The sequence below is a fragment of the Nocardia anocheti genome, assembly GCF_029675105.1.
Lineage (GTDB): Bacteria > Actinomycetota > Actinomycetes > Mycobacteriales > Mycobacteriaceae > Nocardia.
The window spans coordinates 119,281-145,941 of record NZ_JAQQFV010000004.1; the positions used below are offsets into that span (position 1 = coordinate 119,281).

Here is a 26,661-nt window from a genome sequence, read left to right on the forward strand (position 1 = left end):
AACCTGTCGGACGAGCGTGGCATCATGCCAAGACCATGGAAATCAGTAAGGGCGCCCACGCGCCGGTGCCGACATCGCTTCTCGCCGTGGTTCTTTCATGGCGTTCGGCGCATACCGTGGACGCGCACGCCCTGCTGGTGGACGAGTCCGGCCTGGTGCGCGACGATCGCGATTTCGTCTTCTTCAACGCGCCGCGCCACATGTCGCAGGCGGTCACGCTCGATCAGCAACCCGCGCCCGGCACCGCGCGGTTGAGTGTGTCGCTGCCCAGGACCGAGGCCGAGGTGGCGCGCATCGTGGTGAGCGCGTCGCTGGACGAGGGCGGTTTCGATCAGCTGACCGACCTGACCCTGACCGTGCACGCCGCCGACGGTCCGGTGGTCCGGTACGTCCTCGACGGGATCGAGCGCGTGCAGGCGATGATGTTCGGCGAGTTCTACCGCCGGGAGGGCCGGTGGCGGTTCCGGGCGATCGGTCAGGGCTGGGTCGGCGGTCTGCCGGGTCTGGCGACCGAGTTCGGTGTGACCGTGGACGAACCGGCCGCCACGCTGCGTCGGCCGGAGACCGACGAGGTCGAACCGCCGGTCCGACCGGCACGGGTCGACGCGGCGCGCACCGCCGATCTGTCCGGCTACCACGCGTCGCTCGCGGATCAGCCCACCGCCGAGCGCGCCCTCCCGTCCTCCGGCCGCGCCCCCGCGTTGACCCGTCGCGTCATCGATGTCCCCCCACCCCCACCGCACGACCCCGACCACGCCGACTGGCATCCCGACCCGGAGACCCCGGGCCAGCTGCGCTGGTGGGACGGCACCGAGTGGACCGCCAGCACCCATCCACACATCGATGATCACCGCGTCCGCTGCCCGCGCTGCGGTCACCTGCTGCGGCGCAAGCTGTTCGGCGGCCACGGCCCCTGCAAGCGGTGCGCCGAGGAGGTCGAGGAGTTCCTCACCCACTGGCGTACGCGCGCCCGCCGGGTGCTGGCCGGACCGGGCACCCAGTCCGAGGAGTGGATCGAGGTGTGGGCCGCGCTGCGGTTCCAGCGCGTCGACGAGGAACGCGGCCGGGTGGTGCTGCGCGAGGCGGGCCTGACGCAGGTGGAGCGGATGGTGGCCTTCGCCTTCGCCGACGGCGAGGTGTTCGCCGAGGAACTCGACGCGTTCGAGCACGTCGTCAGCGAACTGGCGCTCAACGGTGCCGTGGTCGACGATCTGCGCCGCCGGATGCATCGCGGCCGCACCCTGTCACGGCTGCGTTCGGGTGAGCTGCCCAGCGTCGAAACCCCCGGCCTGCATCTGGATCCGGAGGAGCGCGTGCACCTGGATCTGCCCGCGGTGCATGTCCGGATGCTCGCGCGCGGTCCGCGCAATACCGAGGGCAGGTTGATCGCCAGTACCAAGAAGTTGCGGTTCGTCGGGGACGGCACCGGCATCGAGCTGCCCTGGAACCGGGTGGTGTCGGTGCATCCCGAGCACGGCACCGTGGTGATCGCGGCGACCTCGGCGCGCGGAGGCGCCACCTTCGGCGTCACCGATCCCGACTATGTGGCCGCGGCGCTGGAGGGTGCGCTGCGCGTCGCCAAGCGCCTGGTCCTGGCCCCCGGCCAGCGCGACAGCCGCAGCATCTCCCAGGACGTGAAAGCCCAGGTCTGGCAACGCGACGGCGGCAAGTGCGTGGAGTGCGGCGACGGGCACTACCTGGAGTTCGACCACATCATCCCGCTCAGTCGTGGCGGCGCGACCAGTGCGGCGAATCTGCAAATCCTGTGCCGCAACTGCAATCGCGTGAAGGGTGCCCGGATCTAGCCGAGGATCGCGTTCATGATCGTGCCGCCGCTGGTGGCGATGACGCCGCCGATCATCGCGCCCGCGATCATCTTCGGCGATTCCATGGAGCTGCCGCTCCACTTCTCCCAGGCGAACTTTCCGCCCGCCACGGTGATGGCGAGCACGCCCGACAGGATCATGAACCAGGTCAGGTACTGGACCATCTGCATGATCTTGTCCGACAGCGGCGGCGCCTCCGGCGTGGGATTTCCGACCTGCGCGAACGTCGTGACGGTGTCGGCCATCGACGTCAGAATGATGCTCATAGCCTGCTCCCCTTGGTCGCGTGATGCGAACTACGTTCCAGCACTGTCGTATTCGAACGATTCCAGGATACGGGCCCGAACCCCCGGCACACCAACAAAACCGATACCATCGGCTCTGCAGTTGGCCGCCGTTCCCCTAGTCACCAAGTGAGCAGACATGATCCTTGCCGTCGTCACCGATACCTTGGCGCAGATCGGGAATCCGACGCCGGAGGCACCGCCGCTGTCGGAGAAGATCCTGCAGCTCGTGCGGTATTTCACCTGGTTCATCCTGCTGTCCGGTGTGATCGCCATCACCTACGCGGGCGGAAAGTTCGCCTGGGAGAAGTGGACCGGCGGCGGGCTCGAGTCGCCGAAGATGATCGCGGGCGCGATGATCGGCGGGGTCGTGGCCACCAGCGCGGGCACCATCATGAACGCGATGCTCTGAGTCCGACTCAGCCCAGCAGCCGGGCGAGGTAGGCGTCGAGGTTGTCGCGCACGCGCTGAGCCTTCTCCTCGGGGGTCAGGTCCTCGCGGTACCGGCTGCCCATCGCGGGCCGCTTCTTGTTGCGCGCGTAGAGCGAGCAGGCCAGATCGGTGCACATGAGCGTGCCGACGGTATTGCCGCGCCTGCCCGCTTCCCCGGCCTTGGCGGCCGTCATCAGCGAGACGCCGCCACCGGAGTGGGTGGTCAGGCAGATCGTGCACATCTGGGTCTTGCCGGTGCCGCCGGTCTCGTGCCGCAGGGCGACGCTGACCAGGCCGTCCTCGCGCGGAACGGTGAGGTAGCAGCGGCCCGCGTAGGACGGGTCGGTCCAGCCGAGGAAGTCGAGATCTTCCCAGGGGCGTTCGGCCAGGTCACGCGGCACGTTGAGGCGTTTGGCGTCGCCCTTGGAACAGTTGACGAACGACGACCTGATGTCACGTTCGGTGACGGGGTCCATGGTGTGTCCTTTCAGCCTGCGATCCACAAACGGTAGACACGCTAACGATCACCCCGGATGGCGACAACCGGTTTTCCGCACGCTACGGCCCGACGATGCCCGCGGCCCTGGCGGCGCGCAGCCAGTCGGGGAACTCGCCGAGCAGCAGGCGGTAGAGCTCGGCGTCGTCGACACGGTCGATGTCGTCGAGGGCGAAGAAGCCCGCGTTGTCCACGACCCGTCCGTCGAGTTCGTCCAGCGTTCGCAGCACCCCGAAATTGGCCTTGCCCAGGCCGATGAACTGCCAGAACGCGGGCAGATGCGCGGCTTCGCGCATGAGCGCCGCGATCTCACGCTTCTTGGCGAAGCCGCCGTCGGTGAAGAACAGCACCAGCGTCGGCGCGGGGCTCGCGGCCAGGGTGTCGATGACGGCGCGCATGATCGGCAGTTCGTCGTTGCGGCCGCCGAGCCGGTCGTAGTCGATGCCCTCGTGGGTGCCGCTCAGATGCAGGTAGGTGCGCGCCCACTGCTCGCCACCGGCCACGGTGATATCGGGCAGCTGGGCGTAGGTCAGCGCGTAGAGATAGGCCTCGAGGGTGCCGTCGTCGTCGAGTTGGGTGGCGACCGGGATCATCCGCTCCACCACCCGGTGCACGGTGCCGCCCCGATACAGCTTCTGCATGCTGCCGGTCTTGTCGATCACCAGCACCACCCGCGCCCTGGTCCCGAAGGCGCTCTTGTCGATCAGGACCTTGGCGACCGCGCGCTTGCGCAGGTCCAACAGCTGCTTCTTCTCGAAGCTCAGCGCGGCCTCGCCCGGCACGGTCCGCACGCTCGGCGCGGCCGCCGGTTCTGGTTCGTCGTCAACGGTCACGCCGTGATCGGTCACCAGATCCGCGAATCCCCCGGCGTAGCCCTGCCCGACCGCGCGCACCTTCCACTGCGCGCCGCGCCGATACAGCTCGACCGCGATCACCACCGATTCCTGATCGAGCCCCTCGATCACATACTCGAACAGCACGTTTCCGGCCCGATCGCGCACCGAGGCCACCGGCGCCGCCGCACCACCGAACCGGTCGCCGTCGGTCGCCGCGGTGATCACCACCCGGACCTGCGCGATGTCCGCCGGGACCGCCGCGGGCTCGACCTCCAGCGCGGCACCGGTCCAGCGCACCCCCGGCGCCTGCGGCTGGTTGAAGAACACGAAGTCCGCGTCCGAGCGCACCGTGCCCGCCTCGGTCACCAGCAGCGCCGACAGGTCCGCCGCCACCCCGCCGCGCACCGCCAGCACCACCTCGGCGCCGTCGAGTCCCGCGTTCTGTCCCTTGACCAGCACAGCAGTCACTGCCTTCTCCTCTTCGCGCACCACGTTCGGCCGTGATCCACCACACCCTAGAGGCAACCATGCCGATGCGAGGCGGTCCGGATGACGAATACCTCGCCGAACCGGCTGCGCGGGTGCATGATTGAGGTGATGCAATTCACCACCGCGTTTGTGCAGTACGCCGGATCGGGACCGATGCGGCACGAAGAGACGTTGCTCGTCCAGGTGCTGGAACGTCTCGAGATCCCCGTGCGCCACTACAGCCTCAACCGGGTCCGGCGGGGTCAGCTACCGCTGGGACCGGGGACATTCATCGCCGGTGACGTGGATGCCATGCACGGCGCGATGCGCCAGTTGCAGATCCCGATCCCCGCCCCCGACGACTATCCCGAGGCGTTGCGCCCGTATCTGCGGCGCCGGGTCTGGACCTCGACGCTGGGTGAGGTCGAGCGCGCGCTCGACAGCGGTGAGCTGGCTCCGCTGTTCGTGAAACCGGCCTACCGGCGCAAGAGTTTTCCCGGGACGGTGTGCTACTCGGATCGCGATTTCGCGGCGTTCGGGCATGTCAGCCGCCGGCAGCCGGTGCACTGTTCGGAGCTGGTCACCTGGCTCTCGGAGTACCGCGTCTACGTCTCGCGCGGCCGGATCCTCGCCGTCGACCACTACGCCGGTGACCGCGCCCGTCGTCTAGACCGTGCCGTGGTCGAATCGGCCGTCACCGCCCATCGGCGTGCCGGGACCGCGCCGAGCGCCTACGCCCTGGACTTCGGTGTCCTCGCCGACGGCAGCACCGCCCTGATCGAAGCCAACGACGGCTTCGCCCTCGGCGCCTACGACATCGCCCCCGACCTCTACACCGAGTTGCTCATGGAGCGCTGGCGCGAACTGCTCGACCGCCGCTGGAATCCGGCCTGATCGGACACGTGTCGCGCTCCGCGTCTCCCACCCTCGGCCTTTAGCCTGAACCGAGTCGAGGCATGGAGGACCCATGAGTGACGGCACGACCACGCTGACCGCACGCCTGATCGATTCCTGCTCCCAATTCGCCAACCGGCACGGCCTCTATCTCGGCCGCCGCTCCACCGCCCTGCACGTGGCCCTCTACCGCCGCACCCACGGCCGCCTCGGCGCCCGCATGCCCGCCCACCCCGAGGCCCGCATCCTCCTGCTCGACCACACCGGCGCCCGCACCGGCCACCGCCGCACCTCTCCCCTCATCTACTACGCCGACGGCGACACCCTCGCCATCGTCGCCTCCAAAGCGGGCCTGCCCCACCACCCCGCCTGGTTCCACAACCTGAAAGCCCACCCCGACACCACCATCCAACTGGGCCCCACCACCCTCCCCGTGCACGCCCGCGTAGCCACCCCCGAAGAACGCACCCTCCTCTGGCCCCACCTGGTCGCCATCTTCCCCAGCTACGCCGCCTACGAACAAACCACCACCCGCACCATCCCCATAGTCCTCCTCACACCCCGCCTGTGATCGCGGCCGAGCAATCTCCAGGTCCGCTGAACGTCGGAATCCGCTAACTGGATGGTCCGGAATGTGTGCTAGTTCATACCGATAAGCGCACCTTTCGGGACAATGAATTCGATCGGTGGGGTGCGGCTGGAGAAAGAAATTCTGGAACCGGTAGGTTTCGCTCGGCGGGTAGAGTTCGGGCCCGGCGGGAAAAAGGGGGAATGTGGGGCGGGTGGGGCTCGAACCCACGACCAGCGGATTATGAGTCCGCGGCTCTAACCGACTGAGCTACCGCCCCTGGCCGCGGGTGTCCGCGGGCGTGTCGGATGGTACCCGGTGGGGCGTGGGGTTGACCAGCTGTGCGGGGTGGTCGGGGCGACCGGGCCGGGCTGTCCTGGGACGATGCGACGGCCCGGTCGCTGGGAGTGGTGGATGGATGGGGTGGGCGTGAGGGGTGCGGGTCAAGCCCTGTCGGCCGTCTGACGCTCAGATCGCGCGCGTAGCGCACGGTCGCGACGTTCGGTGGAACCCCCCGGGTTGCTGGCGACTTTGATGACGGCGACGACCAGCAACAGAACAGCAGCAATCACTGCGATGACAATTATTCCCTGCACACAATGAACTTAACGCGTATTCCCTTGCGGCGCTGAACAAGTTACAATCGCGCGGCGATCGTCAAGAGTGTACGGCCGAGCGCGGAACGATTCTCGATGGAACTATGCGCGTCGCGAACCCGGTCGAGCGGGAAGGCCTGGCCGACAATCACTTCGAGGCGTCCGGCGGCGACCTCGGCCTGGGCGCGACGGGCCAGGGCGGACCAATCGATCGGCCCGCTGACCACGTCGAACAGACCCAGCACCGTAACTCCCCTGGCCACAGCGCTTTCGGCACCCGTCTCGACGAAACCGCCCGCCGCGGAGCCGTATCCGAGGAACAGGCCGGAGTCCGCCGTGGCGGTGAGCGCGTCCGCGCCGAGCGATCCACCCGCGCCGTCGAACACGATCCGCGCGCCCCCGCCGGTGATCTCGCGTACCCGGTCGGCCCAGCCCTCCTCGGAGTAGTCGACGGCCGCGGTCGCGCCGAGTCGGGTGGCGAGCGCGAGCTTGTCGGTTCCGCGCGCGGCGGCGACCACCTCGGCCCCGGCCGCGACGGACAACTGGGTGAGCAGAGTGCCGAGCCCACCGGCCGCGGCGGTGACGAGCACCCAGTCACCGGGTGCGACCGCGGCGCGGTCGAAGACCGCCAGGGCGGTGCGGCCGTCGTGGGACAGGGCCACGGCCTGCTCGGTGCTCAGCCCGTCGGCGATCTCGACCAGGGTCTCGGCCTTGGCCAGGGCGTGTTCGGCGTAGCCGCCGGTGGGGACGCCGCCGCCGATGCCACTGGCGGCGGTCTGGCTGACCACCCGCTTGCCGAGCCACCCGGGATCGACCCCGGCGCCGACCGCGCTCACCACACCACCGACCGCCCCGCCGGGCACATATGGCAGGCTCAGCGCGAAGAAGTCCAGACCCCAGCCGCTACGCAGCCGGGTATCGAGGAACATCACGTCGGCGACCTCGACGTCGACGCGCACCTCCCCCGAATCCGGTTGCGGCACCGGCACTTCCCGGACCGCGAGCACTTCGGGTCCACCGAATTCCTTGACCTGCACGGCACGCATCGCGACTCCTTCGTGGTGTTCTCGGATGCGTCCAGCATGAAACCTGAAGGGAAGTTCAGGTCAAGGAGACCGCGGCGTGGATCACACCATCAGGAGCCGCCGCCGCAACTGCTGCCGCCCCCACAGCTGCTGCTACTGCCCCCGCCGCAACTGCTACTGCTGCCGCCACCACAGCTACTACCGCTACCGCCGCCGCAACTGCTGCCACCACCGCAGCCGCCGTGCGAACCGGACCCCGGATAGTCGGGCCCGCTGTCGTGCGTCCACGGCTGACTCGACGAGGAATCGGTGTATCCGTAGTAGGCACCCGTCGACGAGCCCGCGGTCCAGCGCGGATCGAACGGACCCGTGCGCGGGCGGGTCGCCGAGGAGACCACCTTCACGATGACCACCACGACCCCGCCGATCATCAAGGCGAAAAACAACAGCACGATCAGGAGCACCATGCCCGCAGGCTAACCCACGCCGCTTACAGTGGGCTTATGGCGCTCTCGATCCCCCGGCTCGGCCGTCGACCGGTCGATCCGGCCACGGTCGACCGCGTCGTGGCCGATCTCCAGCTGCCGGACGCGGTCTTCAAGACCTGCCCCTGGCAACCCCGTGGCCTGGTGGAAACCGGTCTGCGGCAGTGGCTGCGGTGCTGTGGCGCGGCGATGCGCGACGATCAGGTGATCGGCATGCCCTCGCACGCGGTCGACGAGGCCTGGCACGGGCTGATCCTGTGCACGCGGCTCTACGCGCGGTTCTGCGAGCAGGCTTATGGCCGGTTCCTGCACCACTTCCCCGACGGGGTCGGCGACGCCACCGACGCGCACGGGTCGATGATCGACCAGCTCGGCCGCACGGTGGTCGCCTGGTCGATGGTGGCGAAACCCGACGAGCCGTGCGTGCTCTGGGATCTGGACCGACGGGTCGGCGTGGCCGAGCCGTGGGGCGTGGACGCCCGGCACGTCGCCGCCGTCGAGGGGCGACTGCGCCGGGCGTGAGCGGCCGCTAGACCAGCTTCATCCGACGCGCCGCGAAGCGGACGGCGCCGGGAGCCAGGCGGTTGAGCCGGTACTGGACCCACGATTCCGGCGTCACGGGCACGATCTCGCGACCGTCGCGCACCGCCTTGACGATCTGCGCGGCGACCCGGTCGGGGGTGTAGCCGCGACGCTCGTAGAGCTTGTCGAACTTCTGCTGCGCGGCCGCCTCCTCCTCCGCCGTGACGCCCGAGATGCGGGTGGTGGCCACGATATTGGTGTGCACGATGCCGGGGCACACGGTCGAGACGGAGATGCCGCGGTCGGCCAGTTCGGCGCGCAGGCAGTCGGAGAACATGAACACCGCCGACTTGCTGGTGGCATAGGCGCTCATGTCACGCTGCGGGCTGTAGGCGGCCATGCTGGACAGGTTCACGATGTGCCCGCCGAGGCCACGGTCGGCCATGGCCGCGCCGAAGGCCCGGCAGCCGTTCACCACACCACCCAGGTTGATCCGCAGCACGCGGTCGAACTCCTCGGACGGAGTATCCAGGAAGCCACCCGCCTGGCCGACGCCCGCGTTGTTGATCAGCACATCGGGCACGCCGTGCGCGGCGATCACGGTGTCGGCGTGCGCGCGCACCGCCTCCTCGCTGGAGACGTCCAGCGCGTAGGAGTGGGCGACTCCGCCCTCGGCCGCGACCAGTTCGGCGGTCTGCTTGGCGGCCAGTTCGTTGACGTCGGAGACCACCAGTTCGGCGCCCAGACGCGCGAACGCCAGCGCGGTCTCGCGGCCGATGCCGCTGCCCGCGCCGGTGACGACCACCAGCTTGTGCTCGAATTCCCTGCGGCTGCGGCCGACTTCGGCCCTGGCCAGCCCGCGCGCGGCGGGGGCACCGTCGAGCGCGTCGATCAGCTCGGTGGTGGCGGTGGCCAGCAGTTCCGGATGCGAGAACGGCATCCAGTGCCCGGCGGGCACGTCGCGGCGCCACAGCCGGTCGGTCCACTTGGCCGAGTCGTCGTACCCGGCCGGGCGCACGGCCACGTCGCGACCGGCGACGATGAGCTGCACCGGCACGCGGGTGCGGCGCTCGCGCGGGGCCAGCATGCGCTGGACGATATTGGCGCGATAGATCAGCAGGCCGTCGACCATGTCGCGGCGGAAGGTCGGGCCGAGTTTCACGTTCGCGGCCGGGGTGTCGTTCATCAGCGAGACCGCGCGCTGCCAGACCTTCTCGGTGCCGACGGCGTTGAAGGTCGCGCGCGGCAGGCCGGGGGTCATGAAGAAGAACGTGTAGGCCGAGGACGCCAGCTGGGTCATCGGCTGCCAGATGTTGCGCGGGCTGGGCCGGGACAGGCGGTCGCGCACCCAGCTGGCCAGGTGGTCGAGATTGGGGCCCGAGACCGAGGTGAACGAGGCAACCCGCTCGGCGGCCTGCGGCTCGCACACCGCCTCCCACACCTGCACCGAACCCCAGTCGTGGGCGAGCACGTGCGCGGGACGGTCGGGGCTCACCGCGTCGAGCACGGCGTAGAAGTCGCGGGCGAGTTCGTCGAGGCGGAAGTCCTCGGTGCGCTGGGTGCGGGTGGAGGCGCCGTGGCCGCGGGTGTCGTAGGCGACCACGTGGAAGCGCTCGGCGAGCAGCGGGATCACCCGGTCCCACAGATGGTGGGTGTCGGGCCAGCCGTGCACCAGCACCACGGTGTCGGCGGCGGGGTCGCCGTATTCGAAGACGGCGATGTCGAAATCGCCGCTGCGGACGGTGCGCTGGTTGGCGGCCTGGGGGCTGTCGATCGTCATGGGCTGTCGGACTCCTTGTCCAGGAAGCGAACTCACAGGTCGAGCACCAAACGCTCACCGTGGGAACGGGATACGCACGCGAGCATGGCGCCTGCCGCGTGTTCGTCATCGGAGAGTACGGACTCGCGATGGTCGGGTTCGCCCGCGCGCACCCGCACCACGCAGGTCCGGCAGAAACCCTGTCTGCACGAGTAGGGCTGGTCGGGGCGTTCGGCGAGCACGGCGTCGAGCACGGTGCGGTCGGCGGGAACCGTGATCACCTGCCCGGTGGAGGCGAATTCGATCTCGAAGGCCGTGCCGTTCACCACCGGTGGTGGCGAGAACCGCTCGAAGTGCAGTTCCACCCGGGGCAGGTCCCGCACGGCGGCGACGATGGCCGAGGTCATCGGGGTGGGACCGCAGGCGTAGACGGCGGTGCCCGCGCCCACCTCGGGCAGCAGTTCGGCGGCGGTGGGCAGGCCGTGTTCGTCGTCGGTGCGGACGGTGACGCGCGGGCCGAAGCTCTCCAACTCGTCCAGGAACGGGATGGTGTCGCGGCTGCGACCGCTGTAGACCAGCGTCCACGGCAGCTCGAGGCGGTGCGCGAGCCGGGCCATCGGCAGGATCGGCGTGATGCCGATGCCTCCGGCGACGAAGTGCAGCCGCTGGGCGGGCGAGCCGTGGCCGGGGACCGCGAACGGGAAGGCGTTGCGCGGACCGCGCACCACGAACCGGGTGCCGACCGGGAGTTCGTCGTGCACCTCGGTCGAGCCACCGCCCCCGTTCGGGATGCGGCGTACCGCGATGCGGTAGGCGCGTTCGTCGGCGGGGTCGCCGCACAGCGAGTACTGCCGCAGCCTGCCCGAGGGCAGTTCCAGGTCCAGGTGCGCGCCGGGACGCCACCGCGGCAGGACCCGGCCGTCGGGGGCCTGCAGACGCAGGCTCACCACGTCCTGGTCGTGCGCCTCGATCCGGCGTTCGGTGACCACCACCGGGAAGCGGCGGTCGTCCACGCGGGTACGCAGATCGCGACGGTTGGCCAGGGCGCTCCAGCGCAGGCGGGCCGTGGCGATGGCGTCGAGGATCCGGGTCCCCGGGTCGTGCCGATGCTTGCCGTAGAGATCACCGGGCAGGACCTGGGGGACGACGCGGGCCGTCACGAGGCCGCCGCGCGGGCCGCGGGCGAGCTGGCCAGATAGGCCACCGCCTGGGCGGTCGAGCCGACGGTCTCCGGGCTGTAGCCGGGCTGGAAGGTCGACAGCGCACTGCGCAGCAGCGACGGGAGGCCCGGCAGCGCACCCCGCCACATCGCGGCGAACACCCCGGCGATGAGCCGCAGGTAGCCGTGATCGGGCAGTTTCGGGTCCTGGTGCACCAGGAAACGCGCACCACGCACCAGCAGGGCGATGAAGATCGGGAAGACCAGCGTCATCGAGGCGCAGCGCCGCGCGTAGCCGACCCCGAAGTACTCGGCAACATCGTGGGCGACATTGCGGTGCTCGACCTCCTCGGCGCCGTGCCAGCGGAACAGGTCGGCCATATTGGGGTCGGCGCCGAACTTCTCCAGGTCGGCGTTGATCACCCAGTCGCCCAGCCAGGCGAAGAAGTGCTCGAGGCAGGCGATGAAGGCCAGGCGTTCGACCAGCATCTGCCGGGCGGCGCGGTCGTCGCCGCCGCGCGGGCCCAGAGTCTTGCGGAACAGGTATTCCATCTGGCGCACGTACGGTGTGGCGTCGATGTCGTTGGCCGTGAAGACATCGTGCAGGACCTTCTCGTGGGTCTCCGCGTGCATGGATTCCTGCCCGATGAAGCCGAGCATGTCCTCGCGCAGCTTCTCGTCCTTGACGTAGGGCAGTGCCTCGCGATAGGTCTCGATGAACATGCGCTCGCCCTCGGGCAGCAGCATGTTCAGCGCGCAGATCAGATGTCCGGCGATCGGTTCGTCGGGCATCCACTGCAGTGCCACGTCCGACCAGTCGAAACGCACGTTGCGAGCGTGCAGAGCCACCTGACCCGGATCGGTCTCCGGGCGCGATGCCGCCCGGCGAAGTAGCTTCATCGATACTCCTCGTCCTCCCCGCACGACACCCGTCGAGCGCCGGGCGCATCGGTGCGCCTGTCCTTGCGGTAGGCCAATGATACATCTATGTAGTATTCGAGGTAACACCTATTTTGCTGCGGTTTTCCGGTCACGCAGCATCTCGACGGGGTCCCAGAGCGGGCCGCGACCCCGGGTCAGCGGGTAGCAGGCCAGCCCGATCGCCGCCGCGCTCGCGTGCCCGATATCGGTGAAGGTCCGGTTGACGAAGATCGGCGGGAGCACCACCGCCGCGAGGACCATCAGATACCCCAGCCGCCACGGCCACACCAGGCGATAGGCGAGCACCGCGGCGACACCGGCCAGCGCGTAGCTGACCCCCACGTCCAGGGTGAACATCGCCCGCTCCGGCGCGTGCCCGTGGCGGATCGCCCACAGCAGCACCCCCTGGCTGAGATAGGTCGCCCCGACGTGCGCGAGCACCGCCACCGTCGCCCAGCGCAGCGTGCCGAGCCAGCGTTCGACATTGGCGTGGAACAGGGTGAACAGCACGGCGTAGCCGAACCAGCCGCCGCCGTCGGTCCAGAAGGCGCTGCCGATCAGCACGCGGATCGGGTCCTCGGCCAGATGATGCAGATTGGTCGAGCGGTGCCCGAGCCAGGCCCTGGCCTCCTCGGGCGGCAGACGATCGATGATCAGCGTGGTCACCGCGAGCGCGGCCAGCCACAGATAGGTCCCCGGCGCGCTGCGCACCCACCGCCCGGCCGTCGCGACCGCCCGGCCGATCCGCGCCGTCATCCGGCCCGATGTCGCCACCAGGCCAGTGTGCCAGGGGCGCGGGCCCCGCGAACGGCACCGGCGCCCGGCGAGCCACCCCCGGCACCGCCGCACCCCGCCTCGACGGGCGAGGCGGGGTGCGGCGGACCGGTGTCACCAGCCGGGATCGGTGTCCAGCGGGATGTTGATCCAGCTCGGGCGGGCCGGGTCGAGTTCCAGGTGCTGGGTGCGCAGGCCGCTCTCGTTCAGCAACGGCCGCAACGGGATTCCGCTGGGGAAGTTGCCCGCGAAGACGTCCACGCGCAGCCGATGGCCGGGCTGGAGCACGCCGTCGGTGGCCCGGATACCGATGTCGATGGTGGTCGGCTCACCGGGCACGACCGGCTGACGGGTATCGAGCGTGAGATACGGGTACGGGTCGGTGTAGTCGCCGTTGGGCGAGCGACGCGACTTGGACTCGTCGACCGCGCGCAGCGAGGCCATCAGCTGACCCTGCGACCAGACCGTGGAGGTGCCGTCGGGGGCGACATCGTTGACCGTCACCGTCCAGTACCCGTCGGTGGCGTCGAGCACCGTGTTCAGGTGCGCGGCGATCTCACCGGAGATCCGGGTCGGCTGGGTCACCGGGGCGGTGGTGAACGTCAACGCCGCACCCTCGCTGATCCGGGCGTCCTTGGCGCAGATGTCGGGCAGCGGGACGAGCCCGGCGGTGCCCTGGGCGGCGTCGCGCGAGCAGATGGTGGTCAGGCTCGGATCCACCGAGACTCGCTGGGCCGCACCGGATGCGGCGACCAGACTGCCGTCGAACCGCGCGCCGGGGGCGGTGCCCGACGACGCCGGATCGAGGTACATGCGGCGGTAGTCCATGCCGGGACGCGGGAAGGCCACGTCACGGGTCCACTGATCGCTGCCCTGCTGCCACAGGGTGACCGGGTCGTAGCGGTCGATGCCGTTGTCGATGCCCTTGAGCCACTTGTCGAACCAGGCGCGCTGCAACGAGTCCAGCGGCGCGGGCGCCCCCGGCTGGCCCAGACCCGAGCTGACGGTGACGTGGTAGACGTCGCCCATGATGAGCTTCTTCTGCTCGGCGGGCACGTTCACCGCGTTGTAGATGCGCGGGGTGGAGTAGGTGAAGATGTCGTGCCAGCCGCCGTAGAGGAAGGTCGGCACGTCGACCTGGTCGGGCTGACCCACCCAGGCGGTGCGCAGCGGGCTCTGGTCGTCGAGGATCGAGGCCATCTCCGGCGGGATCTGGTCGATACTCGGCGTGGTCAGCGCCGCGATGAGCACATTGAAGAAGGTGAACGGGTCACGCAGACGGTCGCCGAGCCAGGTCCAGTCGAACTTGCCGCTGAAGATCGAGACCAGGTCGGGCAGCAGCTTGGCGCCGTCGACGGCGAGCAGCCAGGCCGGGATGAACCCGATGCCGAGCGCGCCACCGGGGGCGGCGACATCGCGGATCAGGTCGCTGCCGGGCACGATCGGGAAGATCGCCTTCAGTGCCTCGGGATGACGCTGGGCGGTCTGGAGCTGGTTGATCCCCGAGTAGGAGATGCCGCTCATGCCGATCTTGCCGTTGGACCAGCCCTGCGCGGCGGCCCAGTCGACCACCTCGACGCCGTCGAGCTGTTCGCGCTCGCCGAACACCTGCCAGGTGCCCTGGGAGAACCCGGTGCCGCGCACGTCGACCACGACCTGGGTGTAGCCGCCGCGCACGAGGTTGCGGTCCACGCCGAAGGTGCGGGCGGCGCCGCCGGGCAGCGCGTTCATCATGTCGCTGAGGCTGCTGAAGCCGAAGGCCGAGAAGTCCAGGTTCTGCAGGATCGGCAGCAGCACCTCCGAGAGCCCGGGCACCGCCAGCGCCGAGTCGGCGACATTGGACACCAGCTTGGTGTAGGGCGTCATGTTGACGATGGTGGGCGTCGGTTCGGCGATCGGCCGACCGTCCGCACCGGCCGGGTGATAGACGTTGGCTTTCAATACCGTTCCGTCGCTCATCGTGATGGGGACGTCCCATTCGATGAAGACATTCGGGTATTCCTGCGGCCCGTTGTGGGTGGCGACGAACTGCGCGTCGAGACCCTCGGCGGCCGGGACAGCCTGTCCCACCGGGGCGGATGCCACCGCACCCGCGAACACGACGACGGATGCGACCAGCGCGCCCAGTCGCCCACGATATTTGTTCATGCTTCGGTCTCAGCCCTCCACCATCGGGAACCACGACGTTCCCGTACCGGGAAGTAACGTAGCGTGCGTCACGTACGATCGCAAGAACATGTTCTCGGCCACTTCCCCGCGGCGCCAGCCGCCACACGGTCCGCATCGCCTGCCAGAATCGACGATGTGACAGTGGCCGATCGCGATCTCGACGGTCGCCGGTACCGGGGCGCCGCCCCCGGGCAACGTCAGCAGCAGCGCCGCGCCCGCCTGGTCGAGGCGGCCACCGACGCCTTCGGCACCGAGGGCTACCGCAACACCACGGTCACCACCATCTGCGGCAATGCCGGGGTGGGCAAGCGCTACTTCTACGAATCCTTCACCGACAGCGAGGATCTGCTGCTCGAGGTGTATCGCGACGTCACCGCGCGCATGATCGAGGCCCTCCACCACGGCCTCGCCGACCCCACCGCCGACCTCGACACCCAGGTGCGGCTCGCGCTCACGGCGTACTTCCAGCTCATCCTCGACGATCCCCGGGTGCCGCGGATCGCGTTCTTCGAGATCCTGGGCGTGAGTCCGGCGGTCGACCGCGCCTATCACGAGGTCCTCGACGCCCTGGTCGACATCTGTCTGGCGCTGGTCACCCCGCATGTGGACGTGGCCGAGCACCCGGCGGCGACCGTGCGCACCGTGCTCTACGGCCTGGTCGGCGCGATCCTGATCATCGCGCAGAAGTGGGTCCTCGACGGCTATCGCGCCCCGCTGGGCGATGTGGTCGACAGTTCGTGCCTCGTCGTCGGCGCGGTGCTCGGCCGGATCGGTCCGCACGAATAGCGCTGCGGCCGAGCGGGTTCTAGCGCAGCAGGGCGACGATCGCGTCCTGGTCGAGACGCTCGGCGTTCTGCACGGCCGTGCGGCCTTCCGCGTCGCGGATCAGCGGGTCGGCGCCCGCGTCGAGCAGGGCGCGCACCGTCTCCTGGTAGCGCTGGGAGCCGTCGCCGTAGACGATCGCCTCCTGCAGGGCGGTCCAGCGCGGGGTGTTGACGTGGTTCACGTCCACGCCCGCCGCGATGAGCATCCGCACGGTGCTGACGTGCCCGTGCTCGCTCGCCGGGATGAGCGCGGTGCCGCCGTAGCGGTTGACGCTGCGCGGGTCGGCGCCGTGGCTCAGGGTGGCGGCGAGGATCTCGTCGTAGCCCTCGGCCCCGGCGTAGAGGTAGGCCGAATCCTGGAGATCGTCCTTGGCGTTCACGTCGGCGCCCGCCTCGATCAGGGCCAGCGCGGCGGCGGTGGCCTGGTTCTTGGTGGCGGCGATCAGCGGCGTGCGGTCGCGGTCGCCACGCGATTCCGGATCGGCGCCGCGGGCGAGCAGGTCGCGGACGGCGGTGGCGTCGTCGGCGACGGCCGCGGCGTAGAGGTCGGCGTCGAGACGATGATCGACCGGGCGCGTCGTGGGCGCCGGGGTGGTTGCGTCGGAGGCCGAGGCGGTCCCGGAGGACGTCGTGGTCGGCGCGGCGGCCGGGGTGGGTGACGCGGCCGGGTCGGCCGAGCAGGCGCCCGCACCGAGCGCGAATGCCGCCAGGACCACGACGGCCACGCGGGTACCACGAACGTTCATCTCGATCTCCTCCTGCTGGTCTTCTCCACCGTGCCCACGTCCTGGCCGCTCGTCCAGGACGCAGCGCCGATCGGTGCCATCGACACCGTCTATGGCTCGCCGGATCCGATGCCGATCCCGGCGGTCCCGCGCGGTCCCGACCGGCTAGCGTTGGCTCCGACGACGAACACTGAGGAGGTCCGCATGCCCGACACCGTCCGCGGAGTCATCGCCCGCGCCAAGGACGCGCCGGTCGAAACGGTCGACATCGTGATTCCCGACCCCGGTCCACACGATGTGGTCGTGCGGGTGCGGGCGTGCGGGGTGTGCCACACCGACCTGCACTATCGCGAGGGCGGGATCAACGACCAGTTCCCGTTCCTGCTCGGGCACGAGGCCGCCGGTGTGGTGGAGTCGGTCGGCGCGGCGGTCACCCATGTCGCCGAAGGCGATTACGTGGTGCTGAACTGGCGCGCGGTCTGCGGCGAGTGCCGGGCCTGTCGCCGCGGCAGGCCCTGGTACTGCTTCGACACCCACAACGCCAGCGTCCCGATGACGCTCACCGACGGCACCCCGCTCACCCCCGCCCTGGGTATCGGCGCGTTCGCCGACAAGACCCTCGTGCACGAGAAGCAGTGCACCAAGGTCGATCCCGAGACCGATCCGGCCGTGGCCGGTCTGCTCGGCTGCGGCGTGATGGCCGGGATCGGCGCGGCGGTGAACACCGGGGCGGTCTCGCGCGGCGACAGCGTCGCGGTGATCGGCTGCGGTGGCGTGGGTGACGCGGCGATCGCCGGTGCGCGACTGGCGGGCGCGGGCACCATCATCGCCATCGACCGGGACGCGCGAAAGTTGGAGTGGGCCCAGGACTTCGGCGCCACCCACACCATCGACGCCACCGCGGGCGACGTGGTCGAGCGCATCAAGGAGCTCACCGACGGCTTCGGCGCCGATGTGGTGATCGACGCGGTGGGCAGGCCGGAGACCTGGAAGCAGGCCTTCTACGGCCGCGACCTCGCGGGCACGGTGGTGCTCGTCGGCGTCCCGACCCCCGAGATGACCCTGGACATGCCGCTGATCGACCTGTTCTCCCACGGCGGCTCGCTGAAGTCGTCCTGGTACGGCGACTGCCTGCCCGAGCGCGACTTCCCGATGCTGATCGACCTGCACCGCCAGGGCAGGCTGCCGCTGGACCGGTTCGTCACCGAGCGCATCGGGATCGACGAGGTCGAAGCGGCCTTCGCCGCCATGGGCGCGGGCGAGGTGCTGCGCTCGGTGGTGGTCTGGTGAGCGCGCGCGTCGACCGGGTGGTCACCTCCGGGACCTTCGCGCTCGACGGCGGCACCTGGGACGTCGACAACAATGTCTGGCTGATCGGTGACGACGAGGAGGTGCTCGTCGTCGACGCCGCCCACGACGCCGACGCCATCGCCGCGGCCGTGGGCGACCGGCGCGTCCGCGCGATCCTGTGCACGCACGGCCACAACGATCACGTCACCGTCGCCCCGGAGCTGTCCGAGCGCCTCGACGCCCCGGTCCTGCTGCACCCCGGTGACGATCCGCTGTGGCGGATGACCCACCCGTCGGCGACCTACCGCTCCCTCGCCGACGTCGACCGGATCACCGTGGCGGGCACCGACATCGACATCCTGCACACCCCCGGCCACTCCCCCGGCTCGGTCTCCCTGCACCTGCCCGAACTGTCGGCCCTGTTCACCGGCGACACCCTCTTCGCGGGCGGCCCCGGCGCCACCGGCCGCTCGTTCTCCGATTTCGACACCATCATCGACTCCATCCGCGACCGCCTGCTCACCCTCCCCGAGGACACCGTGGTCCACACCGGCCACGGTGACACCACCACCATCGGCACCGAGAAGCCCGCACTCGCCGACTGGATCGCGCGGGGGCACTGACCCGAGCCGCGCGCGGCGGGCGGTCCCGTCCTCCGCGCGCGGTCGCTGGTCAGTAGTCGAAGTACCACAAGCCGTCTTCCTCCAGGTAGCAGTAGCCCTGGAAGCCATTCGGCTCGTCCTCCCAGATCGCCGACGGCGCTTCCCCTTCGGTGGTGAAGTCGCCGCCGTACTCGCGATTGCCGCCCTGCGCCAGGTCATCCCACTCGTCCCACTCCTCGAACTCGGCTTGCACCAGGTTCAGCGCGTCGTAGCAGTCGTCTTCGTACCAGTACGGCCCATAGGTCTCGGCGTGCGCCGTCCCGGCCGAGCCGAGTACACCGAGCACCGTGATCGCCACCGCGGCCATCGTTGCCTTGAACATGTCGTCCTCCATCGACGTGAGTGCCGCCGACCCCTCGGCGGCGGCGTGACCCACGGACCGGGTGACCCGATCCGCGTGTTCTCGGATTGCGTACCAGCGCTTTTCGTTCGTGCCGGTGAATCAAGGATGGCGAGTGCGCGGCTGTTCGTCTGTCCCGTGATCACGGGACAAAACCGTTCCGCGGTGACCGCCAGCTCGCTAGATTCGTTCACGTGGACCATGGCGCCGACCTGACGTTCAGAGGTGTGCGCGAGGAAGCGATCGCGCTGGCCGTCAGCTTCCGCCACGTCGTGTGGGTGGCGGCATGTCTGGCGTTGCTGATCGAGCCGCCCTACGCCACGTCGCGACTGGTCATGTGCGTGTCGTTGATCGCGTGGTCGGTCTTCCGGTTGTGCACGCGGCGCACCGGCACCCGATGGGAAGTCGCCGACCTCGCCGCCGCCGTGCTCTTTCTGGCGGTTCCCGCGCCCTACGCTGTCGCGCTGGCCGATACCGGTGCCATCGAGGGCAGAGTGGCCGGGGCCGCGGTCATCTCCTTCGGAGTCTCGCTCGCCTGGCACCGATCTCTGTGCTTCGCCGCGGTGCTGGTCGTCGCGCTGTTCGTGGGTTTCCGGGGCGTCATCGACCTGACTCCGGGCGCGTTCGCCTCGCTGTACACCGTCCGCTTCCTGTTCGTCGGGTGGCTGATGGCCGTCGCCGCACGGCAGGTGGTCCTCGCGGCCGCGCACAGCGTCGACACCTCACGGGCGGCGTTGACGCGCACGCGAATCGGCGCCGCGGTGGCGGCGGCCCGACGTCGCCACGAGCGTGAGCAGTGGTCGATCCTGCACGACACCGCCGCCTCGACCTTGATGCTGGTGGGCAGTCGCGCGCCGATCGGTCGCGATGTCGTCGCCGAGCAGGCCCGCCGCGACCTCGTGGTGCTCGAGGCCGGGGTGCCGGTCTTCGACGAAGCCGAAGCGGATCGGGTGGTCGATCTGATCGAGATGCTCGCGGAACCGGTGCAGCGGTGCCGGACACGCGTCGAATTGCACGCTCCCGCAGAGCTTCCGCTCCATCCGATGGTGGCGTGGACCGTCGTCGCGGCGGTCCGCGAGGCATTGACCAATGTCGATCGGCACGCCGGTGCCGATTCGGTGGACATCCACGTGGGCGCCACCGGTCTGACCGTCACCGACGACGGCGTGGGGTTCGCCGATCCGGCGGTGACGACCTCCGGCCGACACGGTGTCCAGCGCTCGATCGTCGAGCGGATGGCGGCGATCGGCGGTTCGGCCTCAGTCACCACCACCGCCGGTCAGGGAACACGGGTCGAACTGTGCTGGCCGCTCGGGAGCCCGGTAACTCCATCGACCGAAGAAGACAACGCCGATACGAGCGCGGGTGTGCGGCGGATCGAGTCCGGGCTGTGTATCGCGATCTCCGTGGTGGCGGTCGCCAATACGGTCGTGCAGGTGTCGCGGCTCGACCTGGCCGATTCCATACCCCCCGCGCAGGTGCACTACGGCCTGGCCGCTCTCGTCGTCGCCTGCGCGGTCCTCGCCCCACTGACACCGTTCAGGAACCGCGCGACGACGCTACTGCTGATGGCGTTGGTCACCGCTGTCTCCACACTGCTGTGCCTGCTGATTCCGCCGTACCAGGGCAATTGGGCACACGGGGCGGTGGGCTGGACCATCGTCGCGCTCGGGCTGCTCGGACCGCGAGCGGTGAGCATCACCGCGCTGATCGTGTGGTGGACGATCGTCGTGGTGATCGTCCTCGCTCGCAGGCCGGAACTGGCGAACCTCGCGGGGATGACCTACCTGACCGCCGCTCTCCTCTTCCTCGAGATCGCCGTGGTGCTGTTCGCCGCGTCGACTCACCGGGTCGTCCAGGTGGTGTCCGGGCACGAGCGGCAGCGGCGTCAGGCAGCCGCGTCCGCCGCGGTCGACCTCGAGCTGAAACAGGAGTGTGAGCGTCGGTATCGAAGTCAATTGGCCTCGGTGCTGCCGGTTCTGCGTGACATCGCCGACGGCGCGCTCGACCTGAACTCCCCGCGGGTCGTCCTCGGCGCCCGGACGGAATACGCCCGACTGCGGCGTCTGTTCGCCCGGGTCGACAGCATGGACCATCAACTGTTCGCCGACACCCGCACCGCGATCGAACTGGCCGAGGCGCGGGGAGTCACGGTGGCGGTCGAGGCGGCCCCCGACCTCCCCGAGATTCCGGCCGCGGCGCACGCCCTGGTCTCGGCGGCGACGCGAATCCTGCTGGACGACAGCCGATCCAAGGTCCGGATCACCGTCGTCACCGAAGAGGACGAGATGACTGTCAGCGTGATGTGCGACGCTACCCATGCCGCGACCGATGAGCTGGCGGCCCTGCCACCCGCCGACGACGTGTCGACCTCGCTGCTGCACGACCCGGAGTCCGGGGCCGTGTGGTTGCGCCTGCGCTGCCGGATCCGGAACCGAGAACCGGTGGCGGCGTAGCCTCGTCCCCACGCACCGACCAGGGAGCATCGCATGATCACCATCGCCGTCGTCGACGATCACCCGCTCGTGCGGGACGGTATCCGGGGCTGGTGCGCGGCGGCCGATCCCCCGATCGAGGTCGTCGCGGAGTTCGCCGAACCCCAGGAGTTCCACGACGCGGGCGCGGTCGAGGCGGACGTCGTGGTCCTCGACCTGCAATTCCGCGGTCGTGCCGCCGACCTGACCACCGTCGAGCAACTCAGCTCCGACGGTCACCGGGTGGTCGTGTACTCCCACCGCGACGAACCCGACATCGTCCTGGACTGCCTGGACCTGGGCGCCATCTCGTATCTGTCCAAGGAGGAAGGGCGCGATCGACTCATCGACGCTCTGCGTAGCGCGGTCGAGGATAGGTCCTATCCCAGTCCGACCATGGCCAAGGCGATGCATTCCGGCCGCACCGCGATCCGCCCGAAACTCTCCGCGCGCGAACGGGAAGTCCTGCTCTACTGGTTCCAGACCGAATCGAAGGCGATGGTGGCACAGCAGCTGTATCTGTCGGTGGGTACCGTCGACACCTACCTGGCGCGCATCCGCACGAAGTACGCCGCGGTCGGCCGCTCCGCACCGACCAAGGCCGCGCTGGTCGCCCGCGCGATCAAGGACGGTTTGATCACGGCGGACGAACTGTGAACACCGCGCGAAACACATTGGGGCGCACCGCCTGCGCCGTCCTGCTCGGCACGCTGCTGGGTGTGGCGCCGATCGCGCACGCGGTACCGGGGTCCGGAGGCAACGCTGTTCCCGTTCCGGCCGACTACGACTACGACCCGTCCCGGGGCGCGCTGCACGACTACTGCACCGTCGCCGGAAACGACACTCCCGGCGTGGATTTCCGCGGTGCCTGTGCCCGCCACGACCAGTGCATGCAGCGCGAGGGCAAGGCCGGATACGACGCCTGCCACACCGCGTTCGGGATCGACCTGGCGTCCGAATGCACCTGGTCTTTCCCACCCGGCCCCGCCCGCGACACCTGCCACCTCGCCGCCCACTCGATGGAAACCGCTGTCCGAGTGGTGAATTGATCCATACGACCGTTCCTGGGGTTACGGGAGGGGTTTGTGGGCCAGGACTCGGAAAGTGAGGCCCGCGCGGCCGGTGCGGTGGGTTTCGTCGATGACGAAGCCCGCGGTGGTGAGGTAGCGGACGGGGTCGCGCAGGAGGTGGTCGGCGCCGAAGTGGAGGGACAGGGGTTGGAGGAGGCGCTGGAGGGCGCGGGCGGGCAGGGCGGTGGCGGGGCCGTGTTCGGCCAGGACGAAGCGGCCGCCGGGGACCAGGACGCGGAAGGCCTCGGCGGCGGCGCGCTCGGGGTCGGGGATGGTGCAGAAGGTGTAGGTGGAGACGACGGTGTCGGCGCTGTCGTCGGGGAGGTCCAGGGCTTGGACGTCACCTTGACGTAGGTCGGCGTGCGTCAGGCCGAGGGCGGTGGCGCGGCGGCGGGCGATGTCGAGCATGCGCGGGGACAGGTCGACGCCGGTGATGTGGTCGACGTCGGTGCCGTAGTGCGGCAGATTCAGGCCGGTGCCGACGGCGATCTCGACGACCCGGCCGCGCGCGTGCCCGATCACCCAGGTGCGGGCGTCACCGAGCACCACGCGCTCGAACCAGCCGATCTGGCGGTCGTAGTTCGGCGCGTAGCGGTCGAAGAGGGCGGCGATCTCGTCGGTGCTCGGCTGCTTCATGCTGCGCCTCTCTCGCGGGGCTCCTCGCCCCAGTGTGCCCCGCTGCCGCGCCCGCGACATCGGGGAACACCCTGATCCGGCGTGTCTCAGAGCCGGAAGACGCGCCCGCCCACACCCCAGCCCGCGCTGACCCAGCCGGGACCGATGCACCCGATACTGGCCGCCTGCCCGACCGGCAGATCCCGGCGCACGGTGTACTGACCGAGCGCGGGCGGCAGCGTGCTGAAGTCGTAGCCGAGGCAGTCGACCTCGATCCGGTAGGTGCCCGGTTCGCCCTGGCACTGCGCGTTGAACGCCCACGGCCCGTTCATCGACCCCTGGCACCCGGAATCGGCGACCGCCGTGCCGGACGCCAGCCCGGTCAACGCCACCGCGACCGCTGGAACCGCCAGACACATCGCCAGTGCTCGAGCCGAGGTGCGCATACCGTCTCCGATCGTTGTTCCCGCGAACTTTCCGTCAGGGGATGTATGCGCGGCTACCACCCCGGCGTTACAGGCGACGCCACGCATTGACTCAGAATTGACTATTTCGTAAATTACCCTCACGTCTATATGAGGAGTCGGCATGCTGTCCGCGTTCTGGGACCACATCAACAACCCGCTGCTGTACGCACTACCGTTCTTCGTGGTGCTCATCGCCGTCGAGGCGGCGAGCCTGCGGCACACGCACGCCGAGGAGAACCCGCGCCCGTATTCGGCGATCGACACGCGTACCAGCCTCAGCATGGGGTCCGGCGCGATCGTGGCGATGCTGCTGTTCAAGGCGATCACCCTGGTGCTGTTCGTGATCGTGTACACCGAGCTCGCGCCCTGGCACCTGCCCACGAACACGTGGTGGTACTGGCCGCTGCTGATGCTCGTCGTCGACCTCGCCTGGTACTGCAATCACCGGTTCTCGCATCGGGTGCGGATCGGCTGGGCCGCGCACCAGGCGCACCACTCCAGCGAGTACTTCAATCTGGGCACCGCGCTGCGGCAGAAGTGGAATCCGTGGTCGGAGGCGATCTTCTGGGCACCGTTGCCACTGCTGGGCTTCGCGCCGTGGACCATCTACGTGGCCTTCGCGCTCAACCTGATCTACCAGTTCTTCACCCACACCGAGACCGTCGGAAAGCTCTGGCGCCCGGTCGAATTCGTCCTCAACACGCCCTCGCACCACCGAGTGCACCACGGCAGTGACGCGCTGTACCTGGACCGCAACTACGGCGGGATCCTGATCATCTGGGACCGGATGTTCGGCACCTTCCAGCAGGAGGCGCACACCCCCACCTACGGGCTGACCACCCCGGTCGGCACCTACAACCTGCTGCGCCTGCAGTATCACGAGTACGGCAACATCGCGCGCGACGTCCGCGCCGCCACCCGTTGGCGCGACCGGCTCGGCTACATCTTCGCCCCGCCCGGCTGGGAGCCCGCCGACCGCCGTGCCGCCGTGCCCGCACCGGACAAGCAGGCCGCGTGAACTCGGTCGACACCGCCGCGCTGATTCTGCGCGGCACCGTGGGCGCGGTGGTGCTGGCCCACGGCGTCAACCACGCCTGGGGCGGCGGCAAGATCGCCGGGACCGCGCGCTGGTTCGCCTCGATCGGCCTGCGGCCCGGCACCACGCACGCCGTGCTCGCCACCGTCACCGAGATCGTCGCTGGCGCGCTGCTGCTGGTCGGCCTGTGCACGCCGCTGGCCGCGGCCGCCGTCGTCTCCACCATGACGGTCGCCCTGATCACCGCGCATCGCACCAACGGGTTCTTCATCTTCCGGCCCGGTCAGGGCTGGGAGTACACCGCCGTGCTGGCCGCGACCGCGACGGCCGCCGCCACCCTCGGTCCCGGGCGCTGGTCGCTGGACCACGCGCTCGGCGTCGCCTCCGACGGCGCCGTGGGTCTGGCGGTGGCGGTCGTGCTCGGTGTGCTGTCGGCGGGCCTGCTGCTCGCCCTGTGCTGGCGCCCCGGCGAGTCGGCCACCGACTGACCGACTCCACCGGGGCCCGGTGACTCCGGCTGTCTCAGGCGCGCACGCCGCGTCCGGCCAGCATGCGCACACACACCCGCAGGAAACGCAGCAGGCCCGGCAGGGTGCCGCGATGGGTGAGGACGGTGGTGACGGTGCTGGTGGTCGGTTCGGGGAGAGCACGCCCGGCGAAGCGGTCGTCGAGCCAGTCGAACATCAAGGGAGCGGCGAAGATCGCCAGGGTGACGTGTTCGCTGAGGCGGTCGCGCACATAGGTGACGTGGGCGCCCGCCGCGCGGTAGCGCTGCACCTGGCCGTCGACGTCGTCGACCGAGATGAGCGGGTCGGCGACGCTCTGCACCACCAACATCGGCATGGACGGCACGTGCAGGCCCAGTTGCAGGCTGCGCAGCAGCTCGACGATCTGCGGGCGGGCCAGTACATCGGCCAGCGGGGTGGTCATCATGGCGTCCCAGTCCATCCGGGGCGCGCTCAGCAGGGCGCCGATGGTGGTCCGGTCGGTCAGCGCGCTGAGTCTGCGTTCGGCGGCGTCGGTGGCGGTTTCGGCCAGCGCGGCGTCCAGCGCCGGGTAGACCCGGCGCAATCCGGCGACCACCATGCCGGGCAGGCCGGAGAACACCGAACCGTTCAGGCGCAGGAAGGTGGAGGCCGGGTCGCCCACCGGTGACCCGGCCGCGGCGCCGACGATGTTCAGCTCGGGAGCGTAGGACCCGGCCATCTCGGCGGTCCACGACGTGGCCATGCCGCCGCCGGAGTACCCGAACAGGCCCACCTGGGTGCCCGGGTCGAGGCCGAGCGCGGTGAAACCGAGGGTGGCCCTGATGCCGTCGAGCGAGCGGTAGCCGGGCTCGCGGGGCGCGCCGAACACGCCGAGCATGCCCTCGTGATCGGGCACGGCGACGATCCAACCCCGCTCCAGCGCGGCCCCGATGAGGAACAACTCGAACTGGGGTACCGCGCCGAGTGCGCGGGCCCCCTGCCGTAGCGCGTAGGACGGGAAGCATTGCGAGGACACCGCGTCGATCGCGCACTGGAAGCTGAGCACGCGGTCGGGAGTTCCGGTGACCCGCTCGGGGACCAGCACCGTGACCACGGTGGTGTCGGGGCGGCCGTCGAGGTCGGTGGTGCGGTAGAGCAGCTGCCAGGCGGTGACGGCGGACTGCCGGACCAGGCCGAAGGCACCCACGGTGACCGGGCGCGTGTGCAGGAGGGTGCCGGGCCCCGTCGTCTCCCAACCGCGCGGCGGGGTGTGGAACGGATCGTCCTCGGGCCGATGGGTGTCGGCGGGATGCGGGAACTGCCGCGGTTCCACCGGCGCGCAGTCGTCGTAGACGTCGACATTGACGGTCATCTCGGGTCCTTCCTGGCCGGGACCCCCATTGGCCCCGGCGTCCGGTCACAGCCGCACGACACCCAGCGGGCGCCGAAAAACACACGGCCTCACCATGATTGTTCT

General features: G+C 69.8%; 28 protein-coding genes and 1 tRNA gene. 13 read left to right on the forward strand and 16 right to left on the reverse strand.

From position 1 onward, the window contains the following. Positions 1-35 precede the first annotated feature (35 nt). Positions 36-1,805: a TerD family protein gene (locus tag QC180_RS11580; RefSeq protein ID WP_278262690.1), complete on the forward strand. Its 1,770-nt coding sequence runs from the start codon at positions 36-38 to the stop codon at positions 1,803-1,805. Here the strand turns inward: QC180_RS11580 and QC180_RS11585 are convergent. Continuing rightward, the gene (locus QC180_RS11585) at positions 1,802-2,092 is read right to left on the reverse strand and encodes a hypothetical protein (protein ID WP_278262691.1); all 291 of its coding nucleotides are present in this window, start codon (positions 2,090-2,092) and stop codon (positions 1,802-1,804) included. The two genes, QC180_RS11580 and QC180_RS11585, sit on opposite strands and share 4 nt — an antisense overlap. Positions 2,093-2,249: 157 nt before the next feature. Between QC180_RS11585 and QC180_RS11590 the strand changes: the two genes are divergently transcribed. Next, positions 2,250-2,522 carry a hypothetical protein gene (locus tag QC180_RS11590; RefSeq protein ID WP_278262692.1) on the forward strand — a complete coding sequence of 91 codons (273 nt, stop codon included), beginning with the start codon at positions 2,250-2,252 and terminating at the stop codon, positions 2,520-2,522. Positions 2,523-2,529: 7 nt separating this feature from the next. On the opposite strand, the gene QC180_RS11595 is transcribed toward QC180_RS11590, so the two are convergent. Together QC180_RS11595 and QC180_RS11600 are read right to left on the reverse strand one after the other, a co-directional pair. Then, entirely contained in the window at positions 2,530-3,018 is a 489-nt protein-coding gene (locus QC180_RS11595) for an FBP domain-containing protein (protein ID WP_278262693.1), read from the reverse strand. A gap of 82 nt (positions 3,019-3,100) precedes the next feature. Then, positions 3,101-4,342, reverse strand: coding sequence for a vWA domain-containing protein (locus QC180_RS11600; RefSeq protein WP_278262694.1), 1,242 nt, complete (start codon positions 4,340-4,342; stop codon positions 3,101-3,103). Between the two features lie 129 nt (positions 4,343-4,471). Here QC180_RS11600 and QC180_RS11605 point away from each other — a divergent pair, with 129 nt between their 5' ends. Next, entirely contained in the window at positions 4,472-5,236 is a 765-nt protein-coding gene (locus QC180_RS11605; protein WP_278262695.1) for an ATP-grasp domain-containing protein, read from the forward strand. 73 nt (positions 5,237-5,309) lie between these two features. Beyond that, positions 5,310-5,807 (forward strand): nitroreductase family deazaflavin-dependent oxidoreductase, encoded by a 498-nt coding sequence (locus QC180_RS11610; RefSeq protein ID WP_278262696.1) that lies wholly within the window; start codon positions 5,310-5,312, stop codon positions 5,805-5,807. A 203-nt stretch (positions 5,808-6,010) separates the two neighbouring features. On the opposite strand, the gene QC180_RS11615 is transcribed toward QC180_RS11610, so the two are convergent. The 3 genes from QC180_RS11615 to QC180_RS11625 form a co-directional block, all read right to left on the reverse strand. Beyond that, a tRNA-Ile gene (locus QC180_RS11615) sits at positions 6,011-6,084 on the reverse strand. 357 nt (positions 6,085-6,441) lie between these two features. Further along, a complete protein-coding gene (locus QC180_RS11620) occupies positions 6,442-7,446 on the reverse strand; it encodes a zinc-binding dehydrogenase (protein ID WP_278262697.1) in 1,005 nt (334 codons plus the stop codon). 89 nt (positions 7,447-7,535) lie between these two features. Beyond that, the gene (locus QC180_RS11625; RefSeq protein ID WP_278262698.1) at positions 7,536-7,892 is read right to left on the reverse strand and encodes a hypothetical protein; all 357 of its coding nucleotides are present in this window, start codon (positions 7,890-7,892) and stop codon (positions 7,536-7,538) included. A gap of 36 nt (positions 7,893-7,928) precedes the next feature. Between QC180_RS11625 and QC180_RS11630 the strand changes: the two genes are divergently transcribed. Next, on the forward strand, positions 7,929-8,432 hold the full coding sequence (locus QC180_RS11630; protein ID WP_278262699.1) for a glycine-rich domain-containing protein: 504 nt from the start codon (positions 7,929-7,931) through the stop codon (positions 8,430-8,432). A 7-nt stretch (positions 8,433-8,439) separates the two neighbouring features. Here the strand turns inward: QC180_RS11630 and QC180_RS11635 are convergent, their stop codons facing one another. The 5 genes from QC180_RS11635 to QC180_RS11655 all read right to left on the reverse strand — a co-directional run bounded on the left by QC180_RS11635 (position 8,440) and on the right by QC180_RS11655 (position 15,193). Further along, the gene (locus QC180_RS11635; RefSeq protein ID WP_278262700.1) at positions 8,440-10,212 is read right to left on the reverse strand and encodes an SDR family oxidoreductase; all 1,773 of its coding nucleotides are present in this window, start codon (positions 10,210-10,212) and stop codon (positions 8,440-8,442) included. A gap of 32 nt (positions 10,213-10,244) precedes the next feature. Next, complete coding sequence (locus QC180_RS11640) at positions 10,245-11,351, reverse strand: PDR/VanB family oxidoreductase (protein ID WP_278262701.1); 1,107 nt, start codon at positions 11,349-11,351, stop codon at positions 10,245-10,247. Beyond that, on the reverse strand, positions 11,348-12,250 hold the full coding sequence (locus QC180_RS11645) for a metal-dependent hydrolase (RefSeq protein ID WP_278262702.1): 903 nt from the start codon (positions 12,248-12,250) through the stop codon (positions 11,348-11,350). Before QC180_RS11645 ends, QC180_RS11640 begins: the two co-directional genes overlap by 4 nt. Before the next feature lie 108 nt (positions 12,251-12,358). Further along, positions 12,359-13,045, reverse strand: coding sequence for a rhomboid-like protein (locus tag QC180_RS11650; RefSeq protein ID WP_474646420.1), 687 nt, complete (start codon positions 13,043-13,045; stop codon positions 12,359-12,361). 114 nt (positions 13,046-13,159) lie between these two features. Continuing rightward, entirely contained in the window at positions 13,160-15,193 is a 2,034-nt protein-coding gene (locus tag QC180_RS11655) for a CocE/NonD family hydrolase (RefSeq protein WP_278262703.1), read from the reverse strand. 156 nt (positions 15,194-15,349) lie between these two features. Between QC180_RS11655 and QC180_RS11660 the strand changes: the two genes are divergently transcribed. After that, positions 15,350-16,000, forward strand: a complete 651-nt coding sequence (locus tag QC180_RS11660; RefSeq protein WP_278262704.1) for a TetR/AcrR family transcriptional regulator — start codon at positions 15,350-15,352, stop codon at positions 15,998-16,000. A 19-nt stretch (positions 16,001-16,019) separates the two neighbouring features. Here QC180_RS11660 and QC180_RS11665 read toward each other — a convergent pair whose 3' ends face one another. After that, on the reverse strand, positions 16,020-16,784 hold the full coding sequence (locus QC180_RS11665) for an ankyrin repeat domain-containing protein (protein WP_278262705.1): 765 nt from the start codon (positions 16,782-16,784) through the stop codon (positions 16,020-16,022). A 183-nt stretch (positions 16,785-16,967) separates the two neighbouring features. Here QC180_RS11665 and QC180_RS11670 point away from each other — a divergent pair, with 183 nt between their 5' ends. After that, complete coding sequence (locus QC180_RS11670; RefSeq protein ID WP_278262706.1) at positions 16,968-18,053, forward strand: S-(hydroxymethyl)mycothiol dehydrogenase; 1,086 nt, start codon at positions 16,968-16,970, stop codon at positions 18,051-18,053. Then, positions 18,050-18,676 (forward strand): MBL fold metallo-hydrolase, encoded by a 627-nt coding sequence (locus tag QC180_RS11675; RefSeq protein ID WP_278262707.1) that lies wholly within the window; start codon positions 18,050-18,052, stop codon positions 18,674-18,676. The genes QC180_RS11670 and QC180_RS11675 overlap by 4 nt, the downstream gene beginning before the upstream one ends. Before the next feature lie 49 nt (positions 18,677-18,725). On the opposite strand, the gene QC180_RS11680 is transcribed toward QC180_RS11675, so the two are convergent. Beyond that, entirely contained in the window at positions 18,726-19,037 is a 312-nt protein-coding gene (locus QC180_RS11680; protein WP_278262708.1) for a hypothetical protein, read from the reverse strand. A gap of 245 nt (positions 19,038-19,282) precedes the next feature. Between QC180_RS11680 and QC180_RS11685 the strand changes: the two genes are divergently transcribed. The 3 genes from QC180_RS11685 to QC180_RS11695 are packed head-to-tail and all read left to right on the forward strand — an operon-like array spanning position 19,283 to position 22,578. After that, a complete protein-coding gene (locus QC180_RS11685) occupies positions 19,283-21,511 on the forward strand; it encodes a sensor histidine kinase (RefSeq protein ID WP_278262709.1) in 2,229 nt (742 codons plus the stop codon). A 33-nt stretch (positions 21,512-21,544) separates the two neighbouring features. Next, a complete protein-coding gene (locus QC180_RS11690) occupies positions 21,545-22,186 on the forward strand; it encodes a response regulator transcription factor (protein ID WP_278262710.1) in 642 nt (213 codons plus the stop codon). Then, positions 22,183-22,578, forward strand: a complete 396-nt coding sequence (locus tag QC180_RS11695; protein ID WP_278262711.1) for a hypothetical protein — start codon at positions 22,183-22,185, stop codon at positions 22,576-22,578. Before QC180_RS11690 ends, QC180_RS11695 begins: the two co-directional genes overlap by 4 nt. A 21-nt stretch (positions 22,579-22,599) precedes the next feature. Here QC180_RS11695 and QC180_RS11700 read toward each other — a convergent pair whose 3' ends face one another. Then, complete coding sequence (locus QC180_RS11700; RefSeq protein WP_278262712.1) at positions 22,600-23,235, reverse strand: class I SAM-dependent methyltransferase; 636 nt, start codon at positions 23,233-23,235, stop codon at positions 22,600-22,602. Positions 23,236-23,321: 86 nt separating this feature from the next. Continuing rightward, entirely contained in the window at positions 23,322-23,660 is a 339-nt protein-coding gene (locus QC180_RS11705; RefSeq protein WP_278262713.1) for a hypothetical protein, read from the reverse strand. Positions 23,661-23,802: 142 nt separating this feature from the next. Between QC180_RS11705 and QC180_RS11710 the strand changes: the two genes are divergently transcribed. Both QC180_RS11710 and QC180_RS11715 read left to right on the forward strand, forming a co-directional pair. After that, entirely contained in the window at positions 23,803-24,699 is an 897-nt protein-coding gene (locus QC180_RS11710) for a sterol desaturase family protein (RefSeq protein WP_278262714.1), read from the forward strand. After that, entirely contained in the window at positions 24,696-25,205 is a 510-nt protein-coding gene (locus QC180_RS11715) for a DoxX family protein (RefSeq protein ID WP_278262715.1), read from the forward strand. Before QC180_RS11710 ends, QC180_RS11715 begins: the two co-directional genes overlap by 4 nt. A 34-nt stretch (positions 25,206-25,239) precedes the next feature. Here the strand turns inward: QC180_RS11715 and QC180_RS11720 are convergent, their stop codons facing one another. Then, on the reverse strand, positions 25,240-26,556 hold the full coding sequence (locus QC180_RS11720; RefSeq protein WP_278262716.1) for a lipase family protein: 1,317 nt from the start codon (positions 26,554-26,556) through the stop codon (positions 25,240-25,242). Positions 26,557-26,661 lie beyond the last annotated feature (105 nt).